22 protein-coding genes, 13 tRNA genes and 2 rRNA genes (1 of these 37 running past the window's edge) are annotated in these 25918 nt (G+C 55.2%); 28 read left to right on the plus strand and 9 right to left on the minus strand.

Annotated elements, in window-relative coordinates:
• The 16 genes from MKY58_RS04650 to MKY58_RS04725 form a co-directional block, all read left to right on the plus strand.
• Positions 1 to 1967, plus strand: a 23S ribosomal RNA gene (locus MKY58_RS04650); it begins 961 nt to the left of the window's first position.
• Positions 1968 to 2263: 296 nt separating this feature from the next.
• Positions 2264 to 2380: ribosomal RNA gene (gene rrf, locus MKY58_RS04655) — 5S ribosomal RNA — on the plus strand.
• 39 nt (positions 2381 to 2419) lie between these two features.
• Positions 2420 to 2492, plus strand: a tRNA-Asn gene (locus MKY58_RS04660).
• Positions 2493 to 2550: 58 nt separating this feature from the next.
• A tRNA-Ser gene (locus tag MKY58_RS04665) sits at positions 2551 to 2642 on the plus strand.
• Between the two features lie 23 nt (positions 2643 to 2665).
• Positions 2666 to 2740: transfer RNA gene (locus MKY58_RS04670), tRNA-Glu, on the plus strand.
• Positions 2741 to 2792: 52 nt separating this feature from the next.
• Positions 2793 to 2868 (plus strand) — tRNA-Val (locus tag MKY58_RS04675).
• 42 nt (positions 2869 to 2910) lie between these two features.
• A tRNA-Asp gene (locus MKY58_RS04680) sits at positions 2911 to 2987 on the plus strand.
• Between the two features lie 39 nt (positions 2988 to 3026).
• Positions 3027 to 3102: transfer RNA gene (locus tag MKY58_RS04685), tRNA-Thr, on the plus strand.
• A gap of 12 nt (positions 3103 to 3114) precedes the next feature.
• Positions 3115 to 3190 (plus strand) — tRNA-His (locus MKY58_RS04690).
• A gap of 14 nt (positions 3191 to 3204) precedes the next feature.
• Positions 3205 to 3279, plus strand: a tRNA-Gln gene (locus MKY58_RS04695).
• A 19-nt stretch (positions 3280 to 3298) separates the two neighbouring features.
• A tRNA-Lys gene (locus tag MKY58_RS04700) sits at positions 3299 to 3374 on the plus strand.
• 11 nt (positions 3375 to 3385) lie between these two features.
• Positions 3386 to 3469 (plus strand) — tRNA-Leu (locus MKY58_RS04705).
• Positions 3470 to 3476: 7 nt separating this feature from the next.
• A tRNA-Gly gene (locus tag MKY58_RS04710) sits at positions 3477 to 3551 on the plus strand.
• 21 nt (positions 3552 to 3572) lie between these two features.
• Positions 3573 to 3646 (plus strand) — tRNA-Pro (locus tag MKY58_RS04715).
• Positions 3647 to 3664: 18 nt separating this feature from the next.
• A tRNA-Gly gene (locus MKY58_RS04720) sits at positions 3665 to 3738 on the plus strand.
• A 636-nt stretch (positions 3739 to 4374) separates the two neighbouring features.
• On the plus strand, positions 4375 to 5100 hold the full coding sequence (locus MKY58_RS04725) for an N-acetylmuramoyl-L-alanine amidase (protein ID WP_339323662.1): 726 nt from the start codon (positions 4375 to 4377) through the stop codon (positions 5098 to 5100).
• A 111-nt stretch (positions 5101 to 5211) separates the two neighbouring features.
• Here the strand turns inward: MKY58_RS04725 and MKY58_RS04730 are convergent, their stop codons facing one another.
• Complete coding sequence (locus tag MKY58_RS04730; RefSeq protein WP_339323663.1) at positions 5212 to 5799, minus strand: hypothetical protein; 588 nt, start codon at positions 5797 to 5799, stop codon at positions 5212 to 5214.
• 215 nt (positions 5800 to 6014) lie between these two features.
• On the opposite strand from MKY58_RS04730, the gene MKY58_RS04735 reads away from it, so the two are divergent.
• Positions 6015 to 7211, plus strand: a complete 1197-nt coding sequence (locus tag MKY58_RS04735; RefSeq protein ID WP_339323664.1) for a Gfo/Idh/MocA family oxidoreductase — start codon at positions 6015 to 6017, stop codon at positions 7209 to 7211.
• Positions 7212 to 7313: 102 nt separating this feature from the next.
• On the plus strand, positions 7314 to 7931 hold the full coding sequence (gene wrbA, locus MKY58_RS04740) for an NAD(P)H:quinone oxidoreductase (RefSeq protein ID WP_339323665.1): 618 nt from the start codon (positions 7314 to 7316) through the stop codon (positions 7929 to 7931).
• A 122-nt stretch (positions 7932 to 8053) separates the two neighbouring features.
• Here the strand turns inward: wrbA and MKY58_RS04745 are convergent, their stop codons facing one another.
• Positions 8054 to 9193 (minus strand): phosphodiester glycosidase family protein, encoded by a 1140-nt coding sequence (locus MKY58_RS04745; protein WP_339323666.1) that lies wholly within the window; start codon positions 9191 to 9193, stop codon positions 8054 to 8056.
• A 106-nt stretch (positions 9194 to 9299) separates the two neighbouring features.
• A complete protein-coding gene (locus tag MKY58_RS04750) occupies positions 9300 to 10076 on the minus strand; it encodes an ABC transporter ATP-binding protein (protein WP_036712242.1) in 777 nt (258 codons plus the stop codon).
• A gap of 227 nt (positions 10077 to 10303) precedes the next feature.
• On the opposite strand from MKY58_RS04750, the gene MKY58_RS04755 reads away from it, so the two are divergent.
• From MKY58_RS04755 to MKY58_RS04765, 3 genes are all read left to right on the plus strand, one after another.
• Positions 10304 to 11086 (plus strand): AraC family transcriptional regulator, encoded by a 783-nt coding sequence (locus MKY58_RS04755; RefSeq protein WP_339323667.1) that lies wholly within the window; start codon positions 10304 to 10306, stop codon positions 11084 to 11086.
• A 101-nt stretch (positions 11087 to 11187) separates the two neighbouring features.
• On the plus strand, positions 11188 to 11655 hold the full coding sequence (locus MKY58_RS04760; protein WP_036712238.1) for a thioesterase family protein: 468 nt from the start codon (positions 11188 to 11190) through the stop codon (positions 11653 to 11655).
• 45 nt (positions 11656 to 11700) lie between these two features.
• Positions 11701 to 12360 (plus strand): ribonuclease H family protein, encoded by a 660-nt coding sequence (locus MKY58_RS04765; RefSeq protein ID WP_339323668.1) that lies wholly within the window; start codon positions 11701 to 11703, stop codon positions 12358 to 12360.
• Between the two features lie 208 nt (positions 12361 to 12568).
• Here MKY58_RS04765 and MKY58_RS04770 read toward each other — a convergent pair whose 3' ends face one another.
• Positions 12569 to 14548 carry a beta-galactosidase trimerization domain-containing protein gene (locus MKY58_RS04770; protein WP_339323669.1) on the minus strand — a complete coding sequence of 660 codons (1980 nt, stop codon included), beginning with the start codon at positions 14546 to 14548 and terminating at the stop codon, positions 12569 to 12571.
• 227 nt (positions 14549 to 14775) lie between these two features.
• Here MKY58_RS04770 and MKY58_RS04775 point away from each other — a divergent pair, with 227 nt between their 5' ends.
• Positions 14776 to 15645: an AraC family transcriptional regulator gene (locus tag MKY58_RS04775; protein WP_339323670.1), complete on the plus strand. Its 870-nt coding sequence runs from the start codon at positions 14776 to 14778 to the stop codon at positions 15643 to 15645.
• Between the two features lie 124 nt (positions 15646 to 15769).
• Positions 15770 to 16696, plus strand: coding sequence for an alpha/beta fold hydrolase (locus MKY58_RS04780; protein ID WP_339325053.1), 927 nt, complete (start codon positions 15770 to 15772; stop codon positions 16694 to 16696).
• 187 nt (positions 16697 to 16883) lie between these two features.
• Here MKY58_RS04780 and MKY58_RS04785 read toward each other — a convergent pair whose 3' ends face one another.
• The 4 genes from MKY58_RS04785 to MKY58_RS04800 all read right to left on the minus strand — a co-directional run bounded on the left by MKY58_RS04785 (position 16884) and on the right by MKY58_RS04800 (position 20513).
• Positions 16884 to 17963 carry a formylglycine-generating enzyme family protein gene (locus tag MKY58_RS04785; protein WP_339323671.1) on the minus strand — a complete coding sequence of 360 codons (1080 nt, stop codon included), beginning with the start codon at positions 17961 to 17963 and terminating at the stop codon, positions 16884 to 16886.
• A 37-nt stretch (positions 17964 to 18000) separates the two neighbouring features.
• Positions 18001 to 19227: an ROK family protein gene (locus MKY58_RS04790; protein WP_339325054.1), complete on the minus strand. Its 1227-nt coding sequence runs from the start codon at positions 19225 to 19227 to the stop codon at positions 18001 to 18003.
• 1 nt (position 19228) lies between these two features.
• Complete coding sequence (locus MKY58_RS04795; protein WP_212952082.1) at positions 19229 to 19765, minus strand: chromate transporter; 537 nt, start codon at positions 19763 to 19765, stop codon at positions 19229 to 19231.
• A gap of 136 nt (positions 19766 to 19901) precedes the next feature.
• On the minus strand, positions 19902 to 20513 hold the full coding sequence (locus MKY58_RS04800; RefSeq protein ID WP_339323672.1) for a chromate transporter: 612 nt from the start codon (positions 20511 to 20513) through the stop codon (positions 19902 to 19904).
• Positions 20514 to 20745: 232 nt separating this feature from the next.
• On the opposite strand from MKY58_RS04800, the gene MKY58_RS04805 reads away from it, so the two are divergent.
• Together MKY58_RS04805 and MKY58_RS04810 are read left to right on the plus strand one after the other, a co-directional pair.
• Complete coding sequence (locus MKY58_RS04805; RefSeq protein WP_339323673.1) at positions 20746 to 22221, plus strand: arylsulfatase; 1476 nt, start codon at positions 20746 to 20748, stop codon at positions 22219 to 22221.
• A 69-nt stretch (positions 22222 to 22290) separates the two neighbouring features.
• Positions 22291 to 23076 (plus strand): aminoglycoside 6-adenylyltransferase, encoded by a 786-nt coding sequence (locus MKY58_RS04810; protein ID WP_339323674.1) that lies wholly within the window; start codon positions 22291 to 22293, stop codon positions 23074 to 23076.
• 115 nt (positions 23077 to 23191) lie between these two features.
• On the opposite strand, the gene greA is transcribed toward MKY58_RS04810, so the two are convergent.
• Positions 23192 to 23671, minus strand: coding sequence for a transcription elongation factor GreA (greA, locus tag MKY58_RS04815; RefSeq protein ID WP_339323675.1), 480 nt, complete (start codon positions 23669 to 23671; stop codon positions 23192 to 23194).
• Positions 23672 to 23840: 169 nt separating this feature from the next.
• Here greA and MKY58_RS04820 point away from each other — a divergent pair, with 169 nt between their 5' ends.
• The 3 genes from MKY58_RS04820 to MKY58_RS04830 all read left to right on the plus strand — a co-directional run bounded on the left by MKY58_RS04820 (position 23841) and on the right by MKY58_RS04830 (position 25910).
• Positions 23841 to 24326, plus strand: coding sequence for a DinB family protein (locus MKY58_RS04820; protein ID WP_339325055.1), 486 nt, complete (start codon positions 23841 to 23843; stop codon positions 24324 to 24326).
• 88 nt (positions 24327 to 24414) lie between these two features.
• A complete protein-coding gene (locus MKY58_RS04825; RefSeq protein WP_339323676.1) occupies positions 24415 to 24840 on the plus strand; it encodes a MarR family transcriptional regulator in 426 nt (141 codons plus the stop codon).
• A gap of 44 nt (positions 24841 to 24884) precedes the next feature.
• Positions 24885 to 25910, plus strand: coding sequence for a nitronate monooxygenase (locus MKY58_RS04830; RefSeq protein ID WP_339323677.1), 1026 nt, complete (start codon positions 24885 to 24887; stop codon positions 25908 to 25910).
• Positions 25911 to 25918 lie beyond the last annotated feature (8 nt).

Consider the following 25918-nt stretch of genomic DNA (forward strand, 5'->3'; position numbering starts at 1 on the left):
CCGAATGCCATAGACTGATTGACCGGGAGTCAGACAGTGAGTGCTAAGATCCATTGTCAAAAGGGAAACAGCCCAGACCATCAGCTAAGGTCCCCAAGTGTGTGTTAAGTGGGAAAGGATGTGGAGTTGCACAGACAACCAGGATGTTGGCTTAGAAGCAGCCACCATTTAAAGAGTGCGTAATAGCTCACTGGTCGAGTGACTCTGCGCCGAAAATGTAACGGGGCTAAACACACCACCGAAGCTATGGCTTGATGCTTGCATCAGGGGTAGGGGAGCGTTGTATGCAGCGTTGAAGGTGTACCGTAAGGAGCGCTGGAGCGTATACAAGTGAGAATGCCGGTATGAGTAACGAAAAGATCAGTGAGAATCTGATCCGCCGAAAGCCCAAGGTTTCCTGAGGAAGGCTCGTCCGCTCAGGGTAAGTCGGGACCTAAGGCGAGGCCGAAAGGCGTAGTCGAAGGACAACAGGTTGAAATTCCTGTACCACCGTAAACCGCTATGAGCAATGGGGTGACGCAGGAGGGTAGTGACGCAGACTGATGGATGTCTGTCCAAGCAGTGAGGCTGATGTGTAGGCAAATCCGCACATCGTAAGGCTAGGCTGTGACGGGGAGGGAAAATTACAGTACCGAAGGTCATGATCTCACACTGCCAAGAAAAGCCTCTAGCCAGGTGAAGGTGCCCGTACCGCAAACCGACACAGGTAGGCGAGAAGAGAATTCTAAGGCGCGCGGAAGAACTCTCGTTAAGGAACTCGGCAAAATGACCCCGTAACTTCGGGAGAAGGGGTGCCCCGGTAGTGTGAATAGCACGAGGGGGCCGCAGTGAAAAGGCCCAAGCGACTGTTTAGCAAAAACACAGGTCTGTGCGAAGCCGTAAGGCGAAGTATACGGGCTGACGCCTGCCCGGTGCTGGAAGGTTAAGGGGAGCGGTTAGGGAGTAATCCCGAAGCTGTGAACCGAAGCCCCAGTAAACGGCGGCCGTAACTATAACGGTCCTAAGGTAGCGAAATTCCTTGTCAGGTAAATTCTGACCCGCACGAATGGCGTAACGACTTGGGCGCTGTCTCAACGAGAGATCCGGTGAAATTTTAATACCTGTGAAGATGCAGGTTACCCGCGACAAGACGGAAAGACCCCATGGAGCTTTACTGCAGCTTGATATTGGATTTGGGTACGATCTGTACAGGATAGGTGGGAGCCTTTGAAACCTGAGCGCCAGCTTAGGTGGAGGCGACGTTGGGATACCACCCTGATCGTATCTAGGTTCTAACCTGGTACCGTAATCCGGTACGGGGACAGTGTCAGGCGGGCAGTTTGACTGGGGCGGTCGCCTCCTAAAGAGTAACGGAGGCGCCCCAAGGTTCCCTCAGAATGGTTGGAAATCATTCGAAGAGTGCAAAGGCAGAAGGGAGCTTGACTGCGAGACCTACAAGTCGAGCAGGGACGAAAGTCGGGCTTAGTGATCCGGTGGTACCGCATGGAAGGGCCATCGCTCAACGGATAAAAGCTACCCTGGGGATAACAGGCTTATCTCCCCCAAGAGTCCACATCGACGGGGAGGTTTGGCACCTCGATGTCGGCTCATCGCATCCTGGGGCTGAAGTAGGTCCCAAGGGTTGGGCTGTTCGCCCATTAAAGCGGTACGCGAGCTGGGTTCAGAACGTCGTGAGACAGTTCGGTCCCTATCTGTCGTGGGCGTAGGAAATTTGAGAGGAGCTGTCCTTAGTACGAGAGGACCGGGATGGACGTACCGCTGGTGCACCAGTTGTTCCGCCAGGAGCATGGCTGGGTAGCTACGTACGGACGGGATAAGCGCTGAAAGCATCTAAGCGTGAAGCCCCCCTCAAGATGAGATTTCCCAGTATGTAAGACCCCTTGAAGACGACGAGGTAGATAGGTTGGAGGTGGAAGTGCAGCAATGCATGGAGCTGACCAATACTAATCGGTCGAGGGCTTATCCTAAATGACCCACCAAAGTGAAGAGCAGCTTCGCAGCTGATTCCAAGTACTTTAGGCGGGGCCCGGAACAAAAACCGGGAAATGCTACGGAGTATTTAAAACGCAAACGTTTCGTATCTAGTTTTCAGGGAGTCAAAACAACTTTTTGAAGCTCAAGTGGTTTCGAAAGGCAAGTATGACTTTCGGCATTTGGCGATGCCGATTCCTGTACATATCGTATTGAAATTCAATCGTCAATCAAGATGAAGCGAATTTCACAAACGATTTTGAAGCTGCGATGTTGCAGCGAAAAAATCCCGTTTGGTGGCGATGGCGGAGGGGTTCCACGCGTACCCATCCCGAACACGACCGTTAAGCCCTCCAGCGCCGATGGTACTTGGACCGAAGGGTCCTGGGAGAGTAGGACGCTGCCAAGCGGAAACCACATCCTTTGTGGTTATTTTTTTGCGAAACGTTCCCCGATAGCTCAGTCGGTAGAGCACTCGACTGTTAATCGAGTTGTCACAGGTTCGAGTCCTGTTCGGGGAGTTCAATTCCAATAAAATGTTTGAAAGCTAAAAGCAATCATAATTATTGGATAAGACGCGGAGAGGTGTCCGAGCTGGCCGAAGGAGCACGATTGGAAATCGTGTAGGCGTCACAAGCGTCTCGAGGGTTCGAATCCCTCTCTCTCCGCCAGCATTTCAAACTTTACATATTAAGGCCCGTTGGTCAAGGGGTTAAGACACCTCCCTTTCACGGAGGTAACAGGGGTTCGAATCCCCTACGGGTCACCATTATTTTCCCATGATTGGGACGAGAACCCAGTTGGGTTCATAGAAAATTTAAGGAGACTTAGCTCAGCTGGGAGAGCATCTGCCTTACAAGCAGAGGGTCGGGGGTTCGATCCCCTCAGTCTCCACCATTATTCCTCAAAGCGAAAAGCTTTCAGGATTCATAAAGGCCTGGAACCGTGGTGTAGAGGCCTAACATGCCTGCCTGTCACGCAGGAGATCGCGGGTTCGAATCCCGTCGGTTCCGCCATCATTATTGTTCTCTAGGATCATCTTACTCAATCATTGCGCCGGTGTAGCTCAATTGGTAGAGCAACTGACTTGTAATCAGTAGGTTGGGGGTTCAAGTCCTCTCGCCGGCACCAGAATTGCATATGGCGGTCGTGGCGAAGGGGTTAACGCACCGGATTGTGGCTCCGGCATTCGTGGGTTCAAGTCCCATCGATCGCCCCATTTATTCTAACTATTGGGGATTAGCCAAGCGGTAAGGCAACGGACTTTGACTCCGTCATGCATAGGTTCGAATCCTATATCCCCAGCCATTTTACTCAAGGCAATTACGAGCCATTAGCTCAGTTGGTAGAGCACCTGACTTTTAATCAGGGTGTCGAAGGTTCGAGTCCTTCATGGCTCACCAGTTTTTCAATTGCGCGTGTGGCGGAATTGGCAGACGCACTAGACTTAGGATCTAGCGTCTTCGACGTGGGGGTTCAAGTCCCTCCACGCGCACCATGAATATGCGGACGTGGCTCAGCGGTAGAGCATCGCCTTGCCAAGGCGAGGGTCGCGGGTTCGATTCCCGTCGTCCGCTCCATTTAACTGTTTACCTTCTTTTCGGGATGTAGCTCAGCTTGGTAGAGCACCTGGTTTGGGACCAGGGGGTCGCATGTTCGAATCGTGTCATCCCGATCTCTTTCTTTTTTTCACGCGGGTGTAGTTCAATGGTAGAACTCCAGCCTTCCAAGCTGGTAGCGTGGGTTCGATTCCCATCACTCGCTCCATATAGATTTAAAATCAACACGCCGGAAAGGCGTTTTTTTGTTATATGGAGGTTTGTGGGGAAGAGAATCCACGCGCTGGGTGCGACCGTCCGTGCAGACATTTCCGGGAATGACCCGATCAGGACGCGCGTCAACATCTACCTCTAGGTACGAGCCGCAGGCTCGCCTTTTAAATCGAGATGTTGAGTATTCCCATCACCCGCTCCATATAGATTTAAAACAAACACGCCGAAGGGCGTTTTTTTGTTATATGGAGGTTTGTGGGGAAGAGAAGCCGCGCAGCGTGGGTGCGACCGTCCGTGCAGACATCTCCGGGAATGACCCGATCAGGACGCGCGTCAACATCAACCTCTAGGTGCGAGCCGCAGGCTCGCCTTTTAAATCGAGATGTTGAGTATTCCCATCACCCGCTCCATATAAATTTAAAATCAAGACGCCGAAAGGCGTTTTTTTGTTGTATAGTAGTCCATTCAGGTTCCTCCGGTTTTTGGATATTTCCTGGTGCAACCGCCGCCTCAAAAAATGATGATCGGAATAAGCATATAAAAGGAAGGGTATGATTTTCAAAAACAGAACGGCTAGGCCCGAGAAATCCTGCGGATAGTAAGCGGTTTGCACAAAAAGGAGGTCATCCGAATGAAAAAAGTGTGGATCGATGCCGGACATGGCGGCAAAGATTCGGGGGCTACCGGAAATGGTTTGCAGGAAAAGGATGTTGTTCTTGCGATAGCATTAGCCATTAAAAAGCGTTTGGATTCGGAATATGAGGATGTACAGGCATTGTTATCCCGAAGCACGGACGTGTTTGTCGAACTGACGGACCGGACCGGCCAGGCTAACGCCGCGGGCGCAGATCTTCTGATTAGCGTTCATTGCAATGCGGGAGGCGGCTCGGGCGGTTTTGAATCTTATCGTTATACGTCGGCATCGGCAGCGACGGTGAAGCTCCAAAACCTGCTCCATACGGAAATCATGGCTGGGTTGAAACCTTTTGGCGTCGCGGATCGAGGGCAAAAGACCGGGAACCTGCACATGTGCCGCGAGAGCCGGATGCCGGCCGTTTTGACGGAAAACTTATTCATCGATGTCGCGTCCGATGCCGCCAAGCTTAAACAGCCGGCCGTGATGGAGGCGATCGTAAGCGGGCATGTCCTCGGAATCGCAAAATATTTGGGGCTGAAAAAGAAAGAAACTCCCGCCCCGGACGCCCCCGAAGTAACCGTAATCGCCAATGGCAAAACGCTGAGCGGCGCCAAGCTGGAGGATGGGGTAGTCACGGTGCCTCTGCGTGCAATTGCCGAAGCCTTAGGGGCGAATCTTACGTGGGACAATCAGACGAAAACGGCTACCATTACGAAATAAATTCATACGTTTAATGCCTCGAATATAAAAAAGGGCCGCTTTCCAAGCGCCCTTTTTGCTTCTGAACATACCCTGCCCCAATGCTATCCTGTTATAAACATTAACCTTGTTCTAACCCGTTTTTTTCACGAATTGCTTTTGTTTGGCCATGCCTTTGGCGGACAGCTGGTACACCGTGACGTCATAAACCCCGGTATGTCTTGCCGCATTCGGATCCCGCTCAGGGTTCCATTTTAGATTTTCCCGCTCGATTTCCACCTGGATGGTGTTGGCCGAAAGAAATGTCGCATTGACGCCTATGCCGCCAAACGATTTTCTAAGAAAAACCTTTCCGTTCTTGTGCACTCCGACCACCTGGACCATGCTTCCGCCGGTAGCGCCCGACAGATACAGCAAAAACGTGTCTCCGCCGGATGCAACGGTAAATTGAACGGCGCCGCCCGTGTTGATCCAGGATTCGTCGGCTTCGCGCCACACTTTTTTTCCGTTCAGCTTGATGACCGGCAGGAATCCCAAGCCGTCCACGTTTTCTTTGTCAACGACGAGCCCGTTCAAAAGCTTCATGGGAAGCTTGGAGGCGTCCATGCCCAAATAAAGCTTGGGATACGTTTTGGCCGCAGACGGGTTCGATTTTGCCGAAACGCTGGCAGCAGGCAGCAGCAGGCAAAATATCAACACAATTGATAAGAGCTTTTTCATCCGTGTTTCTCCATCCTTCTCACGATGTTGTCGTTCATGAACCTCAGTCCCAAATTATACCATACCCATCCATCATTCATCTACCAAATATCATCAAATGATCACAGGGTAAAAATATGAATATTGACAGATCATAGGAAACGGGGGAATATCAGAGTGAAAAGAATCATAGATTCATAATCAAAACATAGATTCATATCCTTGGGGAGGCTGCGATGAAAAACAAAGTGAAGGTCGGCGTAATCGGTCTCGGTGCCCGCGGCATGGGATTATTGACGGGCGTTATTTTGCATATGGACGACGTCGAGGTCGTGGCGGTTTGCGACAAATACGAGGACCGCGGCGAAGCCGCAGCGAAAGCGGTTGCAGAAAAGGGCGGCGCACGTCCTTTCGTGACGCGGGATTACCGGGACGTGATGGCGCTTGGCGATATCGACGCGGTCGTCATCGGCGCTTCGTGGGCCGACCATATCGATATTGCGGTGGCCGCGATGGAAGCCGGCATTTATGCGGCATGCGAGGTAGGCGGGGCTTATTCCGTCCAGGAATGCTGGAAGCTTGTCGAAGCGTACGAACGCACCCGGGTGCCCTGCATGATCATGGAAAACTGCTGCTACGGCCGGGACGAAATGATGGTGCTCAACATGGTGAAGCAGGGCGTGCTGGGCGACATCGTACATTGCGCCGGCGGCTACCATCACGATCTGCGAAGCGAAATTGCCTTTGGAAAAGAAAACCGCCATTACCGCTTGAACAATTACATCCATCGCAATTGCGAAAACTATCCTACGCATGAAATCGGGCCGATCGCCCGCATTCTGAACATCAACCACGGGAACCGCATGGTTTCGCTGGTATCGATGGCTTCCAAGGCAAAAGGCATGCAGGAGTATGTCCGCAAGGAAAAAAGCGATGATGCCGAGCTGATGCAAACGGAATTCCTGCAGGGCGATATCGTGACGACCGTCATTAAATGCGCGCATGGCGAAACGATCACGATTACGCTCGATACGACGCTGCCGCGTTATTATTCCCGGGGATTCACCGTCCGCGGTACGAAAGGCATGTACATGGAGGACAACCATTCGATTTATTTGGACGGCGTGCATGACGATTTCCATATGGGATGGAAACCCCAGTGGGGCAACGCGGAGCAATTCAGGGAACAATACGAGCATCCGGTATGGAAAAAATATATCGAAGAAGGCGTCAAAGGCGGCCATGACGGGATGGACTGGCTTGTGTTCAAAGATTTTTTCGAAAGCGTGAAACAAGGGACCGAGACGCCGCTGGACGTATACGACATGGCCGCTTGGATGTGCATCTCCGCTTTGTCCGAAGAATCGATCGCTTTGGGAGGACATCCGGTGGCGATTCCGGACTTCACCAACGGCAAATGGATGAATCGTTAATCCCCGGCAACATGAACCGTGAACGTTAGGCGGAGAATACTTTAATTCCTTCTTTGGCAGAATAAAACCTATCCATATTCCACGAAAAAGGGGAAATTCGAGATGGCAAACGTAAACACGGCCATAATTTATTACAGCTCCGGCGGCACCAACTACCAGCTGGCGCAATGGGCTGCCGAAGGCGCAAAACAAGCGGGTTCCGAGGTCAAAGTGCTGAAAGTGGCCGAAACGGCGCCGCAATCGGCGATCGATTCCAATCCGGCCTGGAAAGCCAACCAGGAAGCGACGCAGCATATTCCGGAAGCCAGCCTGGCCGACCTGGAATGGGCGGACGCGATCATTTTCAGCATCCCTACCCGTTTTGGCAACATGCCGGTGCAAATGAAACAATTCCTGGACCTGACCGGCGGGCTCTGGTTCCACGGCAAGCTGATGAACAAGGTCGTCAGCGCCATGGCTTCGGCGCAAAACCCGCATGGCGGCCAGGAAGAAACGATCCTTTCCTTGTACACGAGCATGTACCACTGGGGAGCGATCATCGCGGCGCCGGGATATACCGATCCATCGCTTTTTGCGGCAGGCGGCAACCCCTACGGCACATCGGTTACGGTCGGCCAGGACGGAAAAATGATCGAGGACGTCAAGGAAGCCGTGATGCATCAGGCAAAACGCACCGTAACCGTCGCCGATTGGGTGAAAACGGGTTTGGGCAAACCGTAATCCGAAACGCCGGATTCTTCGGTTCCCCCGAAAATTCGCAGCAAAAAAGGCTGGAACTTGGGATTGCAAATCCCAAGGCCAGCCTTTTTGTCGAGTATCGGAGCTCAGTTAAGAGACTCTCATTATTGCACTTTTACGACGAGGGCATTGCTGATGAGGCGTCCGGGAGCCGTCAAATATTTGCCGTTGTAATACAGGCCGCTGGATGCGCCGCCGTCCAAATTCATCGCTTGGTAAGCGCCCGCTTGGCGCATGATTTCCGCGAGCTGCGGAATCGTCGCCCCGCCCGTCGTCAGCAAAATCAATTTATGGTCCTTGGTAATGCCGAGTGCGCTGCGTGCCCCGCCGCCCGTCAGTATCTTCGGATCTTTGAACCCTTCCTGCTTCACGTTCAGCGACACTTTGCCGTTAAGCAGCAGGCGCGGGCCGGCCTGAAGTCCTCCCTCGATGCGCCCTTGGTCGTACGCCGTCTTGAAAGACAAGCCGGAAATCAAGCTTGGAAGCTGGTTTTTGTCGTAAGCAAAAATGACCCGCTTGTCGCCCGGGCTTGCCATCTTAATGGCGCCTTTGCTTAAAATGTAGCCGTAGGGGGCTTTGTAGCTGCCATTCGTGTAAGCGTCAAAAAAGGTGCCGTTGATCGCGACGGCCGCGCCGCTGCGTTTGGCGATGCTGCCGAGCGCTTCGACCTTGCCGGGCGTATTGCCCGCCAGCACCACGTCCAAATGAACTTTGGGATTCATCAGGTCGACGGTAACCATCTGCGCGGCGATGGAACGGGAGCCGATTTTAAAAGTCTTCTTTTCGCTTACGACCGGCTTGGCTTCGGCTTTGCCGTTATTGCGGATGACGACGGGCAGAACTTCCGACGAGCCGTTTGCGGCGATGGTGACGGCATTGCTGTCTTTCAGCCAGGCAAGCTTGTAGCCAAGCTCTTGGCTTACGAGCTGGGCAGGCACGTAGACGACCCCGTTGTCCCTGTACGGCGCATCCTGAAGGGAGACGGAGCGGCCATTGACGTCAGCTGTTTTTTGACCAAGGGTCATCGCTATTTTCGTGGAGCCGTGCGTGATTTCAAGCCGTTTTGCGGCGTCGTTCCACAGGATCTGATTCCCGTCAAAACCGTTAAGGAAACGGACGGGCAAAAAAGAATGGCTGGTTTTCGCATCCATGACGACGACGTTCCGCGGCGGCGCCGATGCCAGCGCGGCAGGCATCATGCAGACGAATGCGAGCAGCAAAAACGCGATTGATCTTTTGAACATATGTGCTGTAATCCCCTTTTGTATGATCTATTCCTGCATGTGTAATATCGGAATAATCATGCTTTTGTTGAATAGGGGATAGGACTTTGTTTATATTAGCCGGAGGTTATTCCGCTACCCGTACGTAAAAGCGTTCTCCATGCCTGTCCACGACGACGGGCGATTCGAAAAATCCGCTCAGGTTTTCCGCCGTCAAAATGTCTTCCGTTTTGCCGCTGCCGACCGCTTCCCCGCGTCTCATGAGCAGCACATGGCTGAAGGCAGGCAAAATCTCCTCCGTATGATGCGTGACATAAATCAAGGTCGGGGCGTTCGGCTGGCGCACGAGCTCCGCAATGCTCTCGAGCAGGCGCTCCCGCGAAAAAATATCCAGCCCGTTGCAAGGCTCATCCAAAATCAAAATGCGGGGGTCCGCCATCAGCGCGCGGGCGATGAGGAGCTTCTGCTTTTCGCCCTGGGAGCAGGTCCGGTATTCGCGGTCCCACAAATGCCCGCAGCTAAGCGTCTCCATCAGTTCGCGGGCCCGCTCGAAATCTTCGTCGCTCGTTTTATCGTACAGGCCGATCGTGGCGTGTTTGCCGCTGATCACGATATGCTGCGTGCGGTCCGAAGCGTACAGCCGCTCTTGGAACGAATTGCTGACCCAGCCGATCGATTTGCGCAATTCGCGCAGGTCGACTTCGCCGAACAGATGGCCAAGGACGCGCACCGAGCCCTCCGAAGGCCAGATATAGCCGTTGACGATATTAAGCAGCGTCGTTTTTCCCGAACCGTTCAGGCCAAGCAGCGCCCAATGCTCCCCCGGTTTGACCTGCCAGCTGACATCCTTCATGAGCGTATGCTGCCCGCTTCTCCAAGTAATGTTTTGAATATCGATGATCATGTTCGTATCTCCTCTCTCCAGTCCTGATTAGAAATGTCGTTCTCCACATGTTAAAACAAATCCGCGCGCTGTCAATACCGCCGCCCGGCCCGGCAAAGGCGGGAAGCGGCCGGCATTAACGGATTTCCCTTCATCTTACCCGGGTTATGGAGGCGTTGTCGCCGCGATAATTGCTGGCCTTGAAAGCTTTTTTTGCTATAATGTCAACAGGTGAAGCGATGATGGAGATGAGTATTCGAACAGAACGGATGGAGCTTTTTAAGGGCGCCGACCGGTTTTCGAACCGGTCCCACCGCCACGGGCATTGGTATCAGGTGACCGTTCCGGTTCAAGGCGTATGCCATGTTACGATGGAAAATAAGCCTTACCGGCTGAACGGGGGCGAGGGATTGATCCAGCATCCGGGAACGGAGCATTTTTTGCGGCTTGATGCGGATTCCAGCGTGATCATCATCAAAATCCGCGAGGATGCGCTGGGGCTCGAGCAGGCTTCCGGCAGTCTGCCGGAATTTGCGGTCCGTCAGCGGATGGATCCGGGGGAGCTGTCCCGCCTGTTCCGGCATTGGACGTCGGAGCTGATGTTCGGCGATGCGCCGGACCCGCTTGCGGCGCAGGAGACGGAAATCCGGGTGCTCCATTATTTGCGGGCAACGCTGAACGGCTCCATCCCGGAACGCGGGCTTGAAAGCAAGGTTCGCGATGTGCATATCCATCAGGTGCTCGAATATATGCACGCTTATTATGCGGAGGCTGTTTCGGTCGATGACCTGGCCGCCGTCGCCAAGCAAAGCCGGTTTCATTTCATCCGGAATTTTCGCGAATGCACGGGCGTTACCCCGTACCAGTATCTGCTGATGCTGAGGGTGGACAAAGCCAAGCAGTTGCTCAAAAGCTCCGGCGATTCGGTGGCGGACATCAGCTGCAGCCTCGGCTTTTCCTGCACGAGCCAGTTCCACAGGGCATTCCGGAAATTCGCCGGCATGACGCCGGGCGAGTTCAGGCAAAGCTGAAACTGGGAAGGAAAAACGGCGGATTTGAAAGTGCTTGAAAACGGGCCGCGGCTCGTTTTTTGTTCAAACTGTTCTTTTTTGAAGAAGAGAGGGGATAAACGATGCGCAAAGAAAGCTTTATCAAACCCGATCCGGCCGGCTGGCTTCAAAAGTTTCGTTTTTCGATTCCGATCAAGGTGCGCTACTGCGAAACCGACATGCTGGGACATGTCAACAATGTGAGCTATTTTATGTATTTCGAGCAGGGGCGCATCGAATATTTCGAAAATTTGGGCTTGTTCGATTCGATGTTCGGCACGGAAAAGGTTGCCGTCGTCGCCGATCTCGAATGCCAATACCTGGAGCAAATGTACCGGAGCGACAAGGTTCAGCTTCATGTGCGGGTTGCTTCGATGGGAAGATCGTCCCTGGACGTGGAGTATGCGGTGGTGGCGAACGACCGGCTCAAGGCGGCGGGACGCGGAGCGATCGTGCTGATTGATACGGGGAGCGGCAAAAGCACGCCGATTCCGGATGTTGTCCGCGGGGCGATTGCCGCTTTTGAGCAAGAAGGCTTGAGCGGGGTTTAAGGTTTGGGCTGCAGCTTATTTTTTACTTAAGGAGTTTTTACGCATATGGCGAAATCGAAGTTTTACGTCGTTTGGGAAGGGAAAAAGCCGGGGGTTTACGCCACTTGGGCGGAGTGTCAGGCCCAGGTAAACGGCTATCCGGACGCCAAATATAAATCGTACGAATCCCGCGCGGAAGCGGAGGCCGCATTCAAAGACGGATGGAAAGGCAACTGGGGGCAAGGCAAGTCCACGTCCTCCAAAACGGCCGGAGGCGGGAAAGCCGGAGCCGGTAAACCTTCGCCTGCAGGCGAAAAAGAGATCGTGTACGACAGCATTTCGGTGGACGTGGGCACCCGCGGCAATCCCGGCCCGGTCGAATACAAAGGCGTCGATACGAGAACGGGGGAAATTTTGTTCTACGTCGGGCCGATCGAAAACGGCACGAACAATTTGGGGGAGTTTATCGCCATCGTGCATGCATTGGCTTACCTGAAGAAGCTGGGCAGCAGCAAAACGGTGTACACCGATTCCCAAACCGCTTTGGCCTGGGTTCGCAAGAAAAAGCCCGCAACGACGCTCGCCAGGAACGAGTCCACGCGCAAAATTTGGGAGCTCACCGACCGTGCGGTGCAGTGGCTTGAAAACAACACCTACGAAAACAAAATTTTAAAGTGGAACACGGAGAAATGGGGCGAAATCAAGGCGGATTTCGGGCGGAAGTAAGCCGCGGGGCATGCATGGGCATGGACAAGCCAAACAGCGATACGATCGTATCCGCTGAAAGCGAAGGACGTTTCTCGCCCCCGCGAACCCGATCGATAACAGGAAAGCCGTCCCAAGGCCGACATGACCGGCAGGGACGGCTTTTTTGCTTTCGGACGGCCCGATCCTAGCAGCGAACAGAAGCAAACATGGACGGGCCGTGCCGCCGTTACTCCGGTTCCCCGTATTCCAGCACGACCATCTGGTGGCATTCCAGCTCAGGGATGACGTACGTTAATTTCTCGCCGTCTTGCTTAAAATCGAGCGGCTTCCTTTGCGGAGCCAGGTATACGGCGTTGACGGCTTCGGGAATGCGGAGCTCCATGGATACGTGATAGACCGGCAGGATGTCCTCGATCACTTCGACGCCTTTCCCCCGCCTTACCGGCGAGGCGTACAGCGCATGCTGCACGTATCGGGATTTCGACGCCTGCTTCTGGAGGGTGACGGTGCCTTGGGCCTTCAAGGTAGTGCGCAGCGTAGGCTCCGGCAGCAGGCGGCTCAGCGCGTACAACACCGTTTCTTTCAGCACAAGGCTCCCTTTCACGGCATAATCTTCGAAGACGTTCCAGGCGATATAGATGCCATTGCGGCTTTCGACCATGCCCGGACCGCCGTCCCTGCCGCTGCTTGGCGTATGCTGATGGGAGCAGAAGGCGAACGCGTCCCGGTTGAAATACGGGTCTTCCCTCCGCCCGAGCTCCGTGCCGGTCTCGGTCAGTTCGATGCGCTGGCCTTCCGAATAGAAGACAAACGCCGCCTCGCCCAGGCTTGCGAGCGGGTGGAGCGGGCGGTAATAATCCGGACGGTAGGGATTCGCTCCGGCATGCCGAATGCCCAAATCCAGCGCAAAACCGTCCCGGTCCGCCCACAGTCCCGATTCTCCCGTCGCCAGCAGGCGTCCGCCCTGGGCGAGATAGGCCGACAGCTTGGCATGCAGAGGTTCGTCGATGCGGATCCGGTCGGGCAAAATGACCACTTGATAGGCGTCAAAATCGCTTTCAAGGTCCACCACGTCAAACAGGATATGGCCTTCGGTCAGCATGCGGACAGCCCCTGCATCGGCTTGGCCGGTAAAGCTGTCATGCCCGCCGTCCGCTGCATGCGAGCCGGCGGCTTCGACGGAAAGCAGGGCCACGTCGGCTACATTCGCTGCATCGCGGCACCATTCTTCTTTCGCCTCTACCTCCGCATAAGCGCTGCCGATAAGCCGGTAGGTCGCTTCGTCCATCCGTCCCAGGGGATGAAGCTGGTCGCCGATCGAGCAGGCCGCCCCATGGGCAAGGCTGAGTGCCGTCTCGTAGCGGAGCGCGTTCGGATGTTTGTACCCTCCGAATTCCCCCCAGGTGGTGTGGAACTTTCCGGTCATGCCGAGGAAAGGCGTCCCGAGCGGCTGCACGTAACGCGCCGACAGCGGGAAATGGTCGTAGCCCCAGCCGCCGGTAGGGAGCGACTCCAGCTCAAGGTGCGTGTTCATCCCGGCCAGATCGCGGCGGCCGCGCCGGATATGGCCGCCGTTGTGAAACACCGGCAGGCCGGGGTTGAGGGCATCCACCGTTTCCCGGACGCGCCGGGTGTAGTTGGCGTAGGTTCGCTCCCATAACGGTTTCATGCCTTCCGTGTCGCGCGGGTCGAGCCCCTCGGCCCTTGCTTCGGCGACGCAGCTCGCGCAATAGCATTCCCTCACGCCGACGATGTCCAAAAAGATGCCGTCGGCCTCGTAGTTTCGGACGACCTCGGCGATTTGCGACAGCAGAATGTCCAGATAGGGGGTATTCAGGCACAGCAGGTGATATCCGGGCCTGAACAAATCCTCGCTGCCGCCGTAACGCGGGCGCACCCACCACTCGGGATGGCTGACGGCCAGCCTTTCGTCGAATCCGGCGGATAAGTAGACGGGCGTCTTGACGTCGATGTCATGGGCTGCCTCGATCATTGCCCCAAGAAGGTCAAAAGACAACCTCGGATGGATGCGGTTGGCTTCGGACGGGTGATAGGCCCATCCGTGATGGCATTTGGAAAAGACCGTGATGGAATCCACATGCCCAAGCTTCAGCATCTGTTGGAACTGTTCTTTTTCGAACCTGCTGCCAATACGGTCGATCGCTTCCGACGTATGAAAATCGAGGTGTACCTGGCGAAAACGCATCGTGAATGTCCTCCTTTGGTTTGGAAAGGGATTTCTTTTCCTAAAGGTAACGGAAATGCAGCCGGCGAACTACACAAAATAGCGACTTAATATCGCACGATATCGACCTTCACACCATGACCGGAGTGCCAAGGGATGTTAATATAGAACATAATGGATCCGTTTTCAGAAGTACCGGTTTTATTGGATTTAAAACGATATCGATCTGAACAAGGGAGGGGAGCCCGGTGAAATGCCTGGAGCTTGCGATCCCGCCGCTGCCGTCGCTGGTGACCGTCGGACATGCGATGTGGGTGCCGGGGAACTGCCATTTTGAAAGGTCATTTGACGTGTATGACGTCATCTTCGTCAAAAGCGGCGCCATGTATATGCGGGAGGATCGGGAGGAATACGTGATCCGGGGCGGGCAATTGCTGGTGCTGGAACCGGGCAAAACCCATGCGGGCAGCGCCCCGTGCACGGAAGAAACGGAGGTCTACTGGGTGCATTTCAAGCATGCCGCGGCGCTCAGAAGGCTGGACGCAAAGGACATTCCGTGGTCTGCCGTCCTTCCGCAGGGGCGCGACAGCGATACGAAGCCATCCGATCAGACGATGTACCTTCCGAAGCATGGCGACGTGCCCTTCGCCAAACTGCTGCCGGCCTTAAACCGCATGGTGAAACTGAATGCGCAGCTGTCCGTGGAGGAGGCGCTGCAGCTGCAGACGTTGTTCGGCGAGCTGCTGGGCACGCTGCAAACGGAAGCGAGAGCGAGGCCCGCCCCGCGTTCGTCCGAGCTGGCGAAGGAAACGGTTCTCTATTTGCAAAACCATTGGAGCGAGCCGTTCCATTCCAAAAGCATGGAGGACGCGCTCCATTTTCAATTCGACTATATTACGCGCTGCATGAAAAAATATACGGGCATGACGCCGCTTCAATACGTGCACCATCTTCGGATTTCCCATGCGGTCACGATGCTGGCGCAGACCACCTTGTCCGTGCAGGAAATCGCTGAAAGGGTCGGCATCCCGAACGCCAGCTTTTTCGGCAGGCTGTTCCGCGAGCGTATGGGCATCACGCCCGGGCAATACCGTCTTCAACGGCAGCGCCAATTATAAGGCAAGAAGATGGCTGCTGAGAGCGGGGCGATTTCTTCAACCAAAGTACAACCTCACCTAATTCAAAGTGATAATAGATCACTCTGTTGTACATTCACTGAACATTCGGAGGAATAGAAAATTGATGATCGTATCTTTTAAAGACATAAAAATGGCACTCGTCTTGCTTCTTTTGTTCATAATTACCGTTACGGGATGCTCCGCCAAAATGCCTGTATCTCCAAACGAAGATCATTCTTCAACGGATCTGCCTCAAAATACGTCCACCACCACCGAGACCGGGAATGAAACACCTCTTGCCGAAGTGACGAACATATCATCAAACCCGCCGGTTGAGTATGATCCTGCCTGGCCGGACCGAACGGTACGCTCCTCGAGCGGGCATCTTGTGAACAGTTGCGTACCAGAGAAGCTGCGCGATCAAGCGACTACTTTGACAACCAGCGACGGAGTGTATCTGTCGGCACTTGTGCTTGGGAGCGGAAGCAAAGGGGTTCTGCTGGCACACGAGCAAGGCTACAACATCTGCTCTTTTCTTGACATGGGTACTGAACTGGCTGATAGCGGATATCTGGTCGTTATCCCTGAATATCGCAATCACGGCGCCTCACAGAATTTCCCGGAGGATAATCAGAATATAGATCGTGATGCAGACGCAGCCTTAAGCGAACTCAAACGATTGGGTGCACAAAAAGTGTTTTTGGCAGGAGCCTCATGTGGCGGTAGTACAGCAATCATTGCAGGCGTTCGTCAAGAGCTGCCTGTCGAGGGACTCATTATTCTTTCTTCTCCTGCACAATGTGGCCCGCATGATGCGATTCCAAGCGTCAAAAAGCTGAAAGCGCCATCCCTGTTTGTTTTTTCACCCGGTGATTATGGAGGATCGATTGAAAAAGAAGTGCGCAAATTATATCAAGCATCCGGAGCAACGGATAAAGAGCTCATTGTGGATCCAAGCGGATATCACGGAACCGATATGTTTCATAAGGGGGAGCAGGGTGACGCATTAAAGTCCAAACTGATTGATTTTGTTAAAAAGGTATTTCATTAAAGTAAACTCGAAAAAGCCCCGCACTCCCGAATCGTTCATGCCATTCCGGGGAGGACGGGGCTTGTTGAAGAGGTTCGAATGTATAAGTTCTCAGGCTAGCCGGCATCGACATCACGTTAATCGCGACAAATGAAGATGGGGGTTCGTCGAAAAAGCATCTTTCTTATTTCCCGGTTGCCCGTAAAATCTAAAGATCCGCCGCGACGCGGAAACCGGTATTGCCCGTCGAGCTGTCCGGGGTATTGCCGCTTCGGGCCGCCACGCGGTAACGGTTGCAGTAGGAATGATGGCAAAGGTAAGAGCCGCCCTTAAGCACGCGCGCCTCGCCCTCGGCGGGTCCTGCCGGGCGCTCCGTCGAGCCGCGCTGCCCGGGATCGCGCGTAAACCAGTCGGCGCACCATTCCCAAACGTTGCCCGAAACGTTATAGAGGCCGTACCCGTTCGGTTCATAAGCGTCAACCGGGGCGGTGCCGAGATATCCGTCGCTGGCATGGTTTTTCGTCGGAAATACGCCCTGCCAAATGTTGCACCGGTGCTCCCCGTTGGGACGGAGGACGTCGCCCCACGGGTAACGTTTGCCTTCGAGCCCTCCGCGGGCCGCCGCCTCCCATTCGACTTCGGTCGGCAGGCGTACGCCGGCCCATCGGCAGTAGGCCTGGGCATCGTTCCATGAGACGTGCACGACCGGATGGTTCAGCCGATCGGCAATGCTGCTTCCCGGCCCTTCGGGCGCTCTCCAGCAGGCGCCTTCAACCCCGTGCCACCACGGCGTTTGCTGAGGCGACCCGACGATGGCGACCTTCCCGGGTTCGGGCAGCAGCAGGTGAAACACGTACGACCAGCCGAATTGTTCCGCTTCCGTCACATACCCCGTGCTGTCGACGAACGCCGCAAAATCGGCATTCGTTACGGCGTAGGGCGACATGCGGAACGATTGGACGCGCACCCGTCTGGCCGGCCCTTCGGCATCGGAAGGGAACCCTTCCTGATCATCGGTGCCAAGCCAATATTCGCCCTCCGGAATGACGGGCCATGAAGAGGGATCCGGGCGCAAAGCTCCGGGTGCCTGCGATTGGCTTGCGTGAGCCGCTGCCGCGGCGGTTAGGGCTTCGGCCGGCGTCCGTGCCGACTCCATGGCAGGGGCGCCGCAGCCGGCCGATCCGGCGACGGCTTTCCTTTTTGCCGCGCAGCAGGGAGAAACGTGGCGGTCTTGATGCGGTTCGTGGTCGGGTTTGTTGGGCATTCCGAACGTGGATGCGGCTGACATGGCGAAAACTCCTCTCTGGGTGGAAGGTTCAAACCGATTAGACGGTCAACTGGCTCAGCATCATTAACGCGGCTCCGATGGCGATGGCTTCGTCGCCGTACGTGCCTCTGCTGAAAATCACCTGGTATTTCGGATAATGATAGGTTTTGCGGATGGCCGTTTGGGTGGCCGTATAAAAAAACAGATTCGATTCGGTCATGAGCGGGCCGCCTAAAATAACCTTTTCCGGATTCAAAATGTTCAGCAGATTCGCAAGGCCGACGCCGAAATACGCCGCCGCTTGCGTCACGATTTCGGTCACCATCGGGTCCATTTGCTTCAGCGCCTCCATAATGTCCGGATATTTGGCCGGCTCCCCCGGCGGCAGCCATTGCCGCAAAACGCTGCCGCGGCCGATGCGCAGCCTTGAGTTCACTTCGCGTTCAATGGCATAAACCGACGCATACGAATCAAGCGCCCCGTAATTGCCCTGCGGCGTGCGGTAGGGGTGGCCGTCCGCCTGGATGATCATTTGGCCGAAGGAGCCCTCCATATCGACGGCGCCGTGAATGAGCTTGTTGTCCGTCATCATGCCGAGGCGAAGGCCCGTGCCGGCATGGACGTATAACATGTGGCGGAAATTTTTGGTGCGGTTTGCCCAGGATTCCGCGATGAGCGCCGTATTGGCGCCGTTGTCCAGCATGACGGGACAGCCGAGCCGTTCCTCCAGCAGCTTCACGATCGGCACATGGTTCCAGCCGGGAGCGGCAAACCATTCGGGTTCTTCGATGATGCCGTCCTCCCTGCTCAGCGGCCCGACGGCGCCGATGCCCATCCCGATGATCCGGTCTAGGGCGATCCGGTGTTTGTCCATCCATACGCCGGCTTGCCCGGCCACCCGCTGCAGAAGGGCCGCGGGCGTGGTTTCTTCGGTCATGCGCCATTCTATGGCATCGATTTTGTTGCCTGCTAGATCAAGCAGCACAAGCCGGGAGGACACCCGGGATATGTCGAGCCCGAAGGCATAACCGTAGCTGGCGTTCACCCGATAAAGAATCGGGCGCCGTCCGCCGGTGGAGGCTCCAAGACCGCTTTCGGTGATGACCCCGATGGAGACGAGCTCATCCAGTACGCGCGTTAAGGTGCTGACCGTAAGCCCGCTTGCGGCGAGCAAATCGTTTTTGGCGATCTCCTGCATCCGGCGGATGTCCTGGAACAGCTCCTTCGCCTTGGGCGACGGGATGCGGCTTTGCGCATCGATTCGTTGGTTCTTTTCATTAGGCATATTAGGCATAAATCACAATCCCCACAATCCCTGAAACGATAATCATGGCCAGCGGATGCACGCGGAAACGAATCATGGCGGTCAGAGCAGCGATAAAAATGGCGATGCTGGCAAACGTGCTGAAGGAAAATCCGGTAATAAAACCGGAGTGGATCGTCATCGTGTAAGCGGCGTATGCAATCAAGGCGATCACGGCCGGCTTCATGCCGTTCAGCGCCGCTTGTATCCACTGATTATCATACACACGGTAAAAAACGGTAGCAACCAGGAACATGACGATGGCGGAAGGCAGCACGATGCCCAGCGAAGCGACCAGGCTGCCGATCCATCCGCCCGCGGCATAACCGACATAGACGGCGCTGTTCATGGCCACCGGCCCCGGCGCCATGCCGGCAATGGCGATCGCTTCCGTATATTGCTCCGCCGTCATCCAGCCTTCCTTCAGCGCGGCGTGTTCGATGACCGGAAGCATGGCGTACCCTCCGCCGAAAGACATAAATCCAATTTTGAAAAAAGTCCATAATAGCTCCAGCAGCATGATCTCTTCCTCTTCTCCCCAAGCGGGTATCTATTCTCGGACTTCCGGGCGTTCCGGAAGCTGCCGTTTAATCCGATATAAAAAATTGAATATTCATGGTCCATATGGGACCGGCCCGATGCGATCATCACGGAATTTACATGGGAGGATGGTCGCCCTTGTTCTCGGGGGAGGCTTTTTGCGGATCCCCCATGGGGGACGCTGCCTTGGCAACGATGCCGATCACGACGCCGACCGCCAGGACGAAAAGGGGCGGAATCGGAAAAAAGAGCAGCAGGACGAGGCAGGCGGCGGCGATGCCCCATGCCAAAGGATGGTTCAGCGCCTCTTTGCGCATCCGGACCGCCGCGTAGATGATCAAGGCGACGACGGTGGGTTTGATGCCGTGCAGCGCCGCCTGCACGTAACGGTTATGGCTGAAGCCCGCCGCAGCTGCGCATAAAACGAGCATGATGAGGATCGTCGGCAGGGAAATGCCGGCAACGGCGGCAAGGAGGCCGGGAATGCCGGCCACGCGGTAGCCGACCAGCGCGGCGACGTTGACTCCGATGCCGCCGGGAGCCGCGCCGGAAAGCGCGGTCATCTCGCTCATTTCCTTGGAGCCCAGCCATCCGCGGCGTTCCGTGACTTCCTTATCGATGACGGGAAGGATGGCGTAGCCGCCGCCGAAGGTGGTGGGTCCGATTTTCAAAAAAGAAACAAAAAGCTTCCCGCATAAGCGAAGCTTGCGTTCTCGGTTGGCTTCCATGATTTTTGCTTCCTTCTTTCCATGACTTCCTGAGGTGTTCGCTTTCAGTATATCGCACTTTATTTCTTTTTGGAATAAAGAAAGGCCCTTATTTGCTGGCAGAGATGAACAAAACGGGATCGAAATCAAGAAAACGAAGGAAAATCCATTTACTTTCGATCAGAATGGAGGTTAAATGGAAATGATTTCGAATCCATGTTTTTGAATTCATCTCCTGGGGAGGGGAACGTCCTTGAATCGGAACAAACCGAATGTTTTGCTGATTACCGTGGACCAAATGCGTTACGATTGCCTGAGCATCGCAGGCCATCCCGTGGTGGAGACGCCGAATTTGGATGAGCTGGCCCGCACCGGCGTGCGTTTCGACCGCGCCTACTCCGCGACGCCGTCCTGCATTCCGGCTCGGGCGGCGATTTTTACCGGGAAGTCCCAGACGGGCCACGGGCGCGTCGGGTATCAAGACCGCGTGCCGTGGCGTTACGACCGCACGATGCCGGAGGAATTTGCGAAGGCCGGATACCACACGCAATGCGTCGGCAAAATGCACGTATACCCGGCCAGAAACCTGATGGGGTTTCACCATGTCGTGCTGCACGACGGGTATCTGCATCATAACCGGAATAAGTACAGCATCCCGGTCTCCGAACATTACGACGAAGTGGACGATTACTTGCATTGGCTGCGCCGGCAGGAACCCGGTGCGGACCTGATCGATTCCGGATTGGACTGCAACGCCTCGGCGGTGGCCCGCCCGTGGCATCTTCCGGAAAAGCTCCACCCGACGAATTGGGTCGTCACCGAATCGATCGATTTCCTTCGCCGCCGCGACCCGGGCAAGCCGTTTTTTTTGTGGATGTCTTTCGTCCGGCCCCATTCGCCGCTGGATCCGCCGCAGGCGTATCTCGATTTGTACGAAGACGCGGAAATCCCCGATCCGCCGGTCGGCGATTGGGCGATGACGTCCGATCCCGGTTTGGAAGGGTACAATCCGACGACAAGCCGAGGCATCGTCCCGAAACGCCGGCTCAAAAAAGCGACAGCCGCCTATTACGCGCTCATCACGCATATCGATCATCAAATCGGCCGCTTTATGCAGGCTCTGGCGGAATACGGCGAGATGAATGACACGGTCATTTTGTTTACCTCGGATCATGGGGAACTGATGGGCGACCATCATCTGTTCCGCAAGTCGCTGCCTTATGAGGGAAGCGCGCGGGTGCCTTTTATCGTCAATGATCCGGGGAACCGCCTGGGCCTTCAAAGGGGCAACGTGGTGGAGGAGGTTGTGGAAATGCGGGACATTATGCCGACGTTGCTGGATGCCGCAGGCGTGCCGATCCCCGATTCGGTGGAGGGGGGCAGCGTGCTCCAGCTGGCTTCACGGGCTGCCGAACGTCAAGGCGTTGCTTGGCGTTCCTACTTGCACGGAGAACATTCGCAAGGCAGCCAGTCCAATCATTGGGTTACGGACGGCAAGGAAAAATATGTCTGGTTCTCCCAAACCGGCGAGGAACAGTTTTTCCAGCTCGGCGAAGATCCGCAGGAGCTGCATAACGCCATCCGCGACGAGTCCTGCCGGGAACGGATCCGGCACTGGCGATCGGTGTTGGTTCAGGAGCTGAAGGATCGCGAAGAGGGATACTCGGACGGCGAACGGTTGATCGTCGGGCGAACTCCGGCCGCCGTGCTTTCGCATGTCCCCGGATGACCGCAATGGCTGCCTTAACGGCAGCATCCGGCGACCGGCATGTCAATCCAATGAAGGAGGGGGAATTCGGTGATCCTTGAAGAAGCCGTCGATACGGTCGTCTCCAGTTTGAAGAAAGACGAATCCGTGCAGGCGATATTTTTAAAGGGTTCGATGGGTAGAAACGAACATGACGAATTTTCCGATATCGATTTGTATTGTCTGGTGAATGCGGAGGATCTGGATATGTTTCTTCCGAACCGCATGCGGCATATAAGGGCGTACAAAGAACTGCTGTTTTATGACGAGATCTTTATCGTTGCGCCGCAAATATTGGCCGTATACGAAAACCTGGTCCATCTCGACCTGTTCACCGTGACGAAAGAAAACTACGTTGCCAAAGATTTTATCAAGGTGCTGTACGACCCGGACGGAAGGCTGGCTCCATTGGCCGCCAAGCAAAACCTGGCTTTGGAGCCGGCGGAGTTTCAGGATGCCGTCGACGACGCGGTATGGTTTTTGTATCAATATCACGCCGCCTCCCGCAGAGGAAACGATCTGTGGAGCATTCAAACGCTTCACAACGCGATGACGAATCTCTCCAAAGCGTTATTGCATAAATACAAGCCGGAGCGGGCGCAGCTTGGCATGAAGGATATGGAACGCTCCTTGCCCGAAGAACAGGCGGCCGCGGTCAAACGGATCTATGCCCACATGACGCCGGAACATCATAAAGAAGCTTGCAGGTTCATGGTTGATTTGATGCTGCGGGAAGAAGCCTGGATCTTTGCCCATGTACCCTCCCCTTTGAAGATCAAGCCATTATGGGACGTGATGAAAAACATAGGATCGGCCGACCCGCGAACGAAGGCGTGAACACCCGGGATCCGGCCCTGAAGCGCAAAAAGAACCCTGTTTTCCTTCAGCTGGAAGCAACAGGGTTCTTGGCGTTCGTTTCACGGTTTCAGGCATCCCGTTACCAATGCCTTTATTATTTGGCGCGGATATCCAGGACTTCATACTGGATGACTCCCATCGGTGCGGTCACGCTGATGACGTCGCCGACGGACTTGCCGATCAGCTCTTTGCCGAGCGGGCTTTCGTAGGAGATTTTGTTGCTTTGCACGTCGGCTTCCGCCGGACTTACGATCCGGTATTCCACGACTTCGTTGAATTCCCGGTCGTTCAGCTTGACGTAGGCGCCTACGCTGACGACCGAAGCATCGGTGCTTTTGACGACCCGGGCTTTGGTGAGCATTTTCTCCAGCATGATGATCCGGGTTTCCATGAACGACTGGTCGTTTTTAGCGGAATGGTATTCGCTGTTTTCCTTCAGGTCGCCGTAACTGATCGCTACCTTCAGACGTTCCGCAAGCTCTTTGCGCTTTACGGTTTTTAATTCCTCCAGCTCGGCCTTCAATTCTTCCAGCCCTTCGGGAGTCAAAATGATTTCTTCATTTTCATTGGACATATCGCAACACCTCTCTCTTAAATTGTACACGAAATGCCGGCTAAAACGAAATATCCGAGAAATTATCGTTATAACCAAACTTTCTTACCGGTGCGGCACGTTTTCCCTTATGCTTCACATATAAGGGAGTTAGCACAAAAACATCCCGTATTTCAAGGAGGAATGCATTCTGAAAACGATGTTTACATACAACTGGGCCGTACGCGAGGAATGGTTGAAGTGGTGCGAAGAAATAAGCGAAGCCGAGCTGCTTGCAAAACGCGCCGGCGGCGTCGGCGGGATCCTGCATACGCTGTTTCACGTCATCGATGTGGAGTGGAGCTGGGTCCGCTCACTGCAGGGCAAAAGCGACTTCGATGAAAGCTTCGACGACTATCGGAGCATCCGGCAAGTCCGCGAGCTGGAGGACGTATTCCGCCCTGAAGTTGAAGCGTTCGTGCTGGACTGGAACGACGGCTTGGAGGACTTGGTGTACCGCGACATCGGCGGGGACTGCAAAGAACGGGTCCTCACGTGGGGAGAAGTCATGCGGCATATGATCGCCCATGAAATCCACCATATCGGCCAGCTTTCGGTATGGTCGCGCGAAATCGGCAGAAAACCCGTGTCGGCCAACCTGATCGGGCGCGGCCTGGCTTCAGGCATCACCGGCTGATTTCGGCACCCGTCTGCCTGTATGTTATACTGGATCTGACGATTTTTGGCATGGAAACCGGGCAGTATAAGGAGGCGGATGATGGAAAATGGATGCTCCGATTCATTTGATCGAATACGAAATCGCTTTGCTGGTGCGGCTTACGACGGCACACAGCCCCAAGCTTGGAAGTCTTGACCGCTCAGAATATCTTTTGCTTAGCGAGCTGGAAAAATTCAGCCCGCTGGCCATTAACGCGCTTGCCGACCAGCTGCTGCTGAATTTGTCCACGGCGAGCCGCCAGGTGGCTGTGCTTGAGGGGAAAGGTTATATCCGGCGTTATCCGGATTCGAATAACGGCAGGATCAGTTTGGTGGAAATCACGCCCGAAGGACGGGACATTCTCCGCAAGGTTCAGCAAGCGCGTTACGCGGCCTATGCCGACATGCTTTCCGGTTGGTCTCCGGCCGAGCTTGAGCAGCTGCGGGATCATTTGACCCGGCTGAACCGGGATTTCAAAGCGTGGAACAAATAAGGACCATATGAATATGGCTGGTTTGGCTAAAGGAGGCGGAAGATATGTTGAAAGCGCTAAAATATCCGATCGTACAAGCTCCGATGGCAGGCGGTGTGTCGACCCCTTCATTGGCTGCGGCGGTGTCGGACGCCGGCGGACTCGGTTTTTTGGCCGGAGGTTACAAGACGAGCGAAGAGCTTGAAAAAGAAATCAGGGAGCTGCGTGGACGGACCGCAGCGGGCTTCGGCGTGAACCTGTTCGTGCCCGGTCCGGATACCGCGGATCCCCAAGCCCTGGAAGCGTATCGGGAAAAGCTTCTGAAGGAAGCGGAAACGCTGAACGTATCCCTTGGAGCCCCGGACTTCGACGACGATGATTACGCCCGCAAAATCGCCTTGGTGAAAGCCGAACGGGTGCCGGTCGTCAGCTTTACGTTCGGGTGCCCTGCCAAAGAAACTGTGCAAACGCTTCAGGAGAAGGGCATCGAGGTGGCAGTCACCGTTACGAATCCGGCGGAAGCGGCGCTGGCTCTTGATGCCGGAGCGGATGTGTTATGCCTGCAAGGGGCCGAAGCCGGAGGCCATCGGGGAACTTTTTCGAACGATCCGAACTTTCAGGAGGATATTGGGCTGCAGGTTTTGATCCGGCTCGTCCGAACGTTGACGGATAAACCGGTCATCGCGGCCGGAGGCATCATGGACGGAGCGGGCGTAAGGGCGGCGCTTGCCGCTGGAGCGGACGCGGCCCAATTGGGGACGGCGTTTCTGTTGTGTCCCGAAAGCGGAACGAACGCCGCTTACCGGAAAGCGTTAACCGATCCCGAATTTACCGCTACCCGCATCACGCGTGCATTTACGGGCAGAAGGGCAAGGGGGCTCGTGAACAGGTTCATGGAAACGTATGATGCGGAGGCCCCGGCTGCATATCCCCAAGTGCATCATCTGACGCAGCGCCTCCGAAAAGAAGCCGCCGCGCGCGGCCAAGCCGACTACATGTCGCTGTGGGCCGGTCAAGGGTACCGGATGGCCCGGGCGATTCCGGCAGCGCAATTGATCCATGAACTCATGATGGAATTTCACGGGAATTAGAACTTATA

Source organism: Paenibacillus sp. FSL W8-0194 (assembly GCF_037969745.1).
GTDB lineage: Bacteria > Bacillota > Bacilli > Paenibacillales > Paenibacillaceae > Paenibacillus_AQ > Paenibacillus_AQ cookii.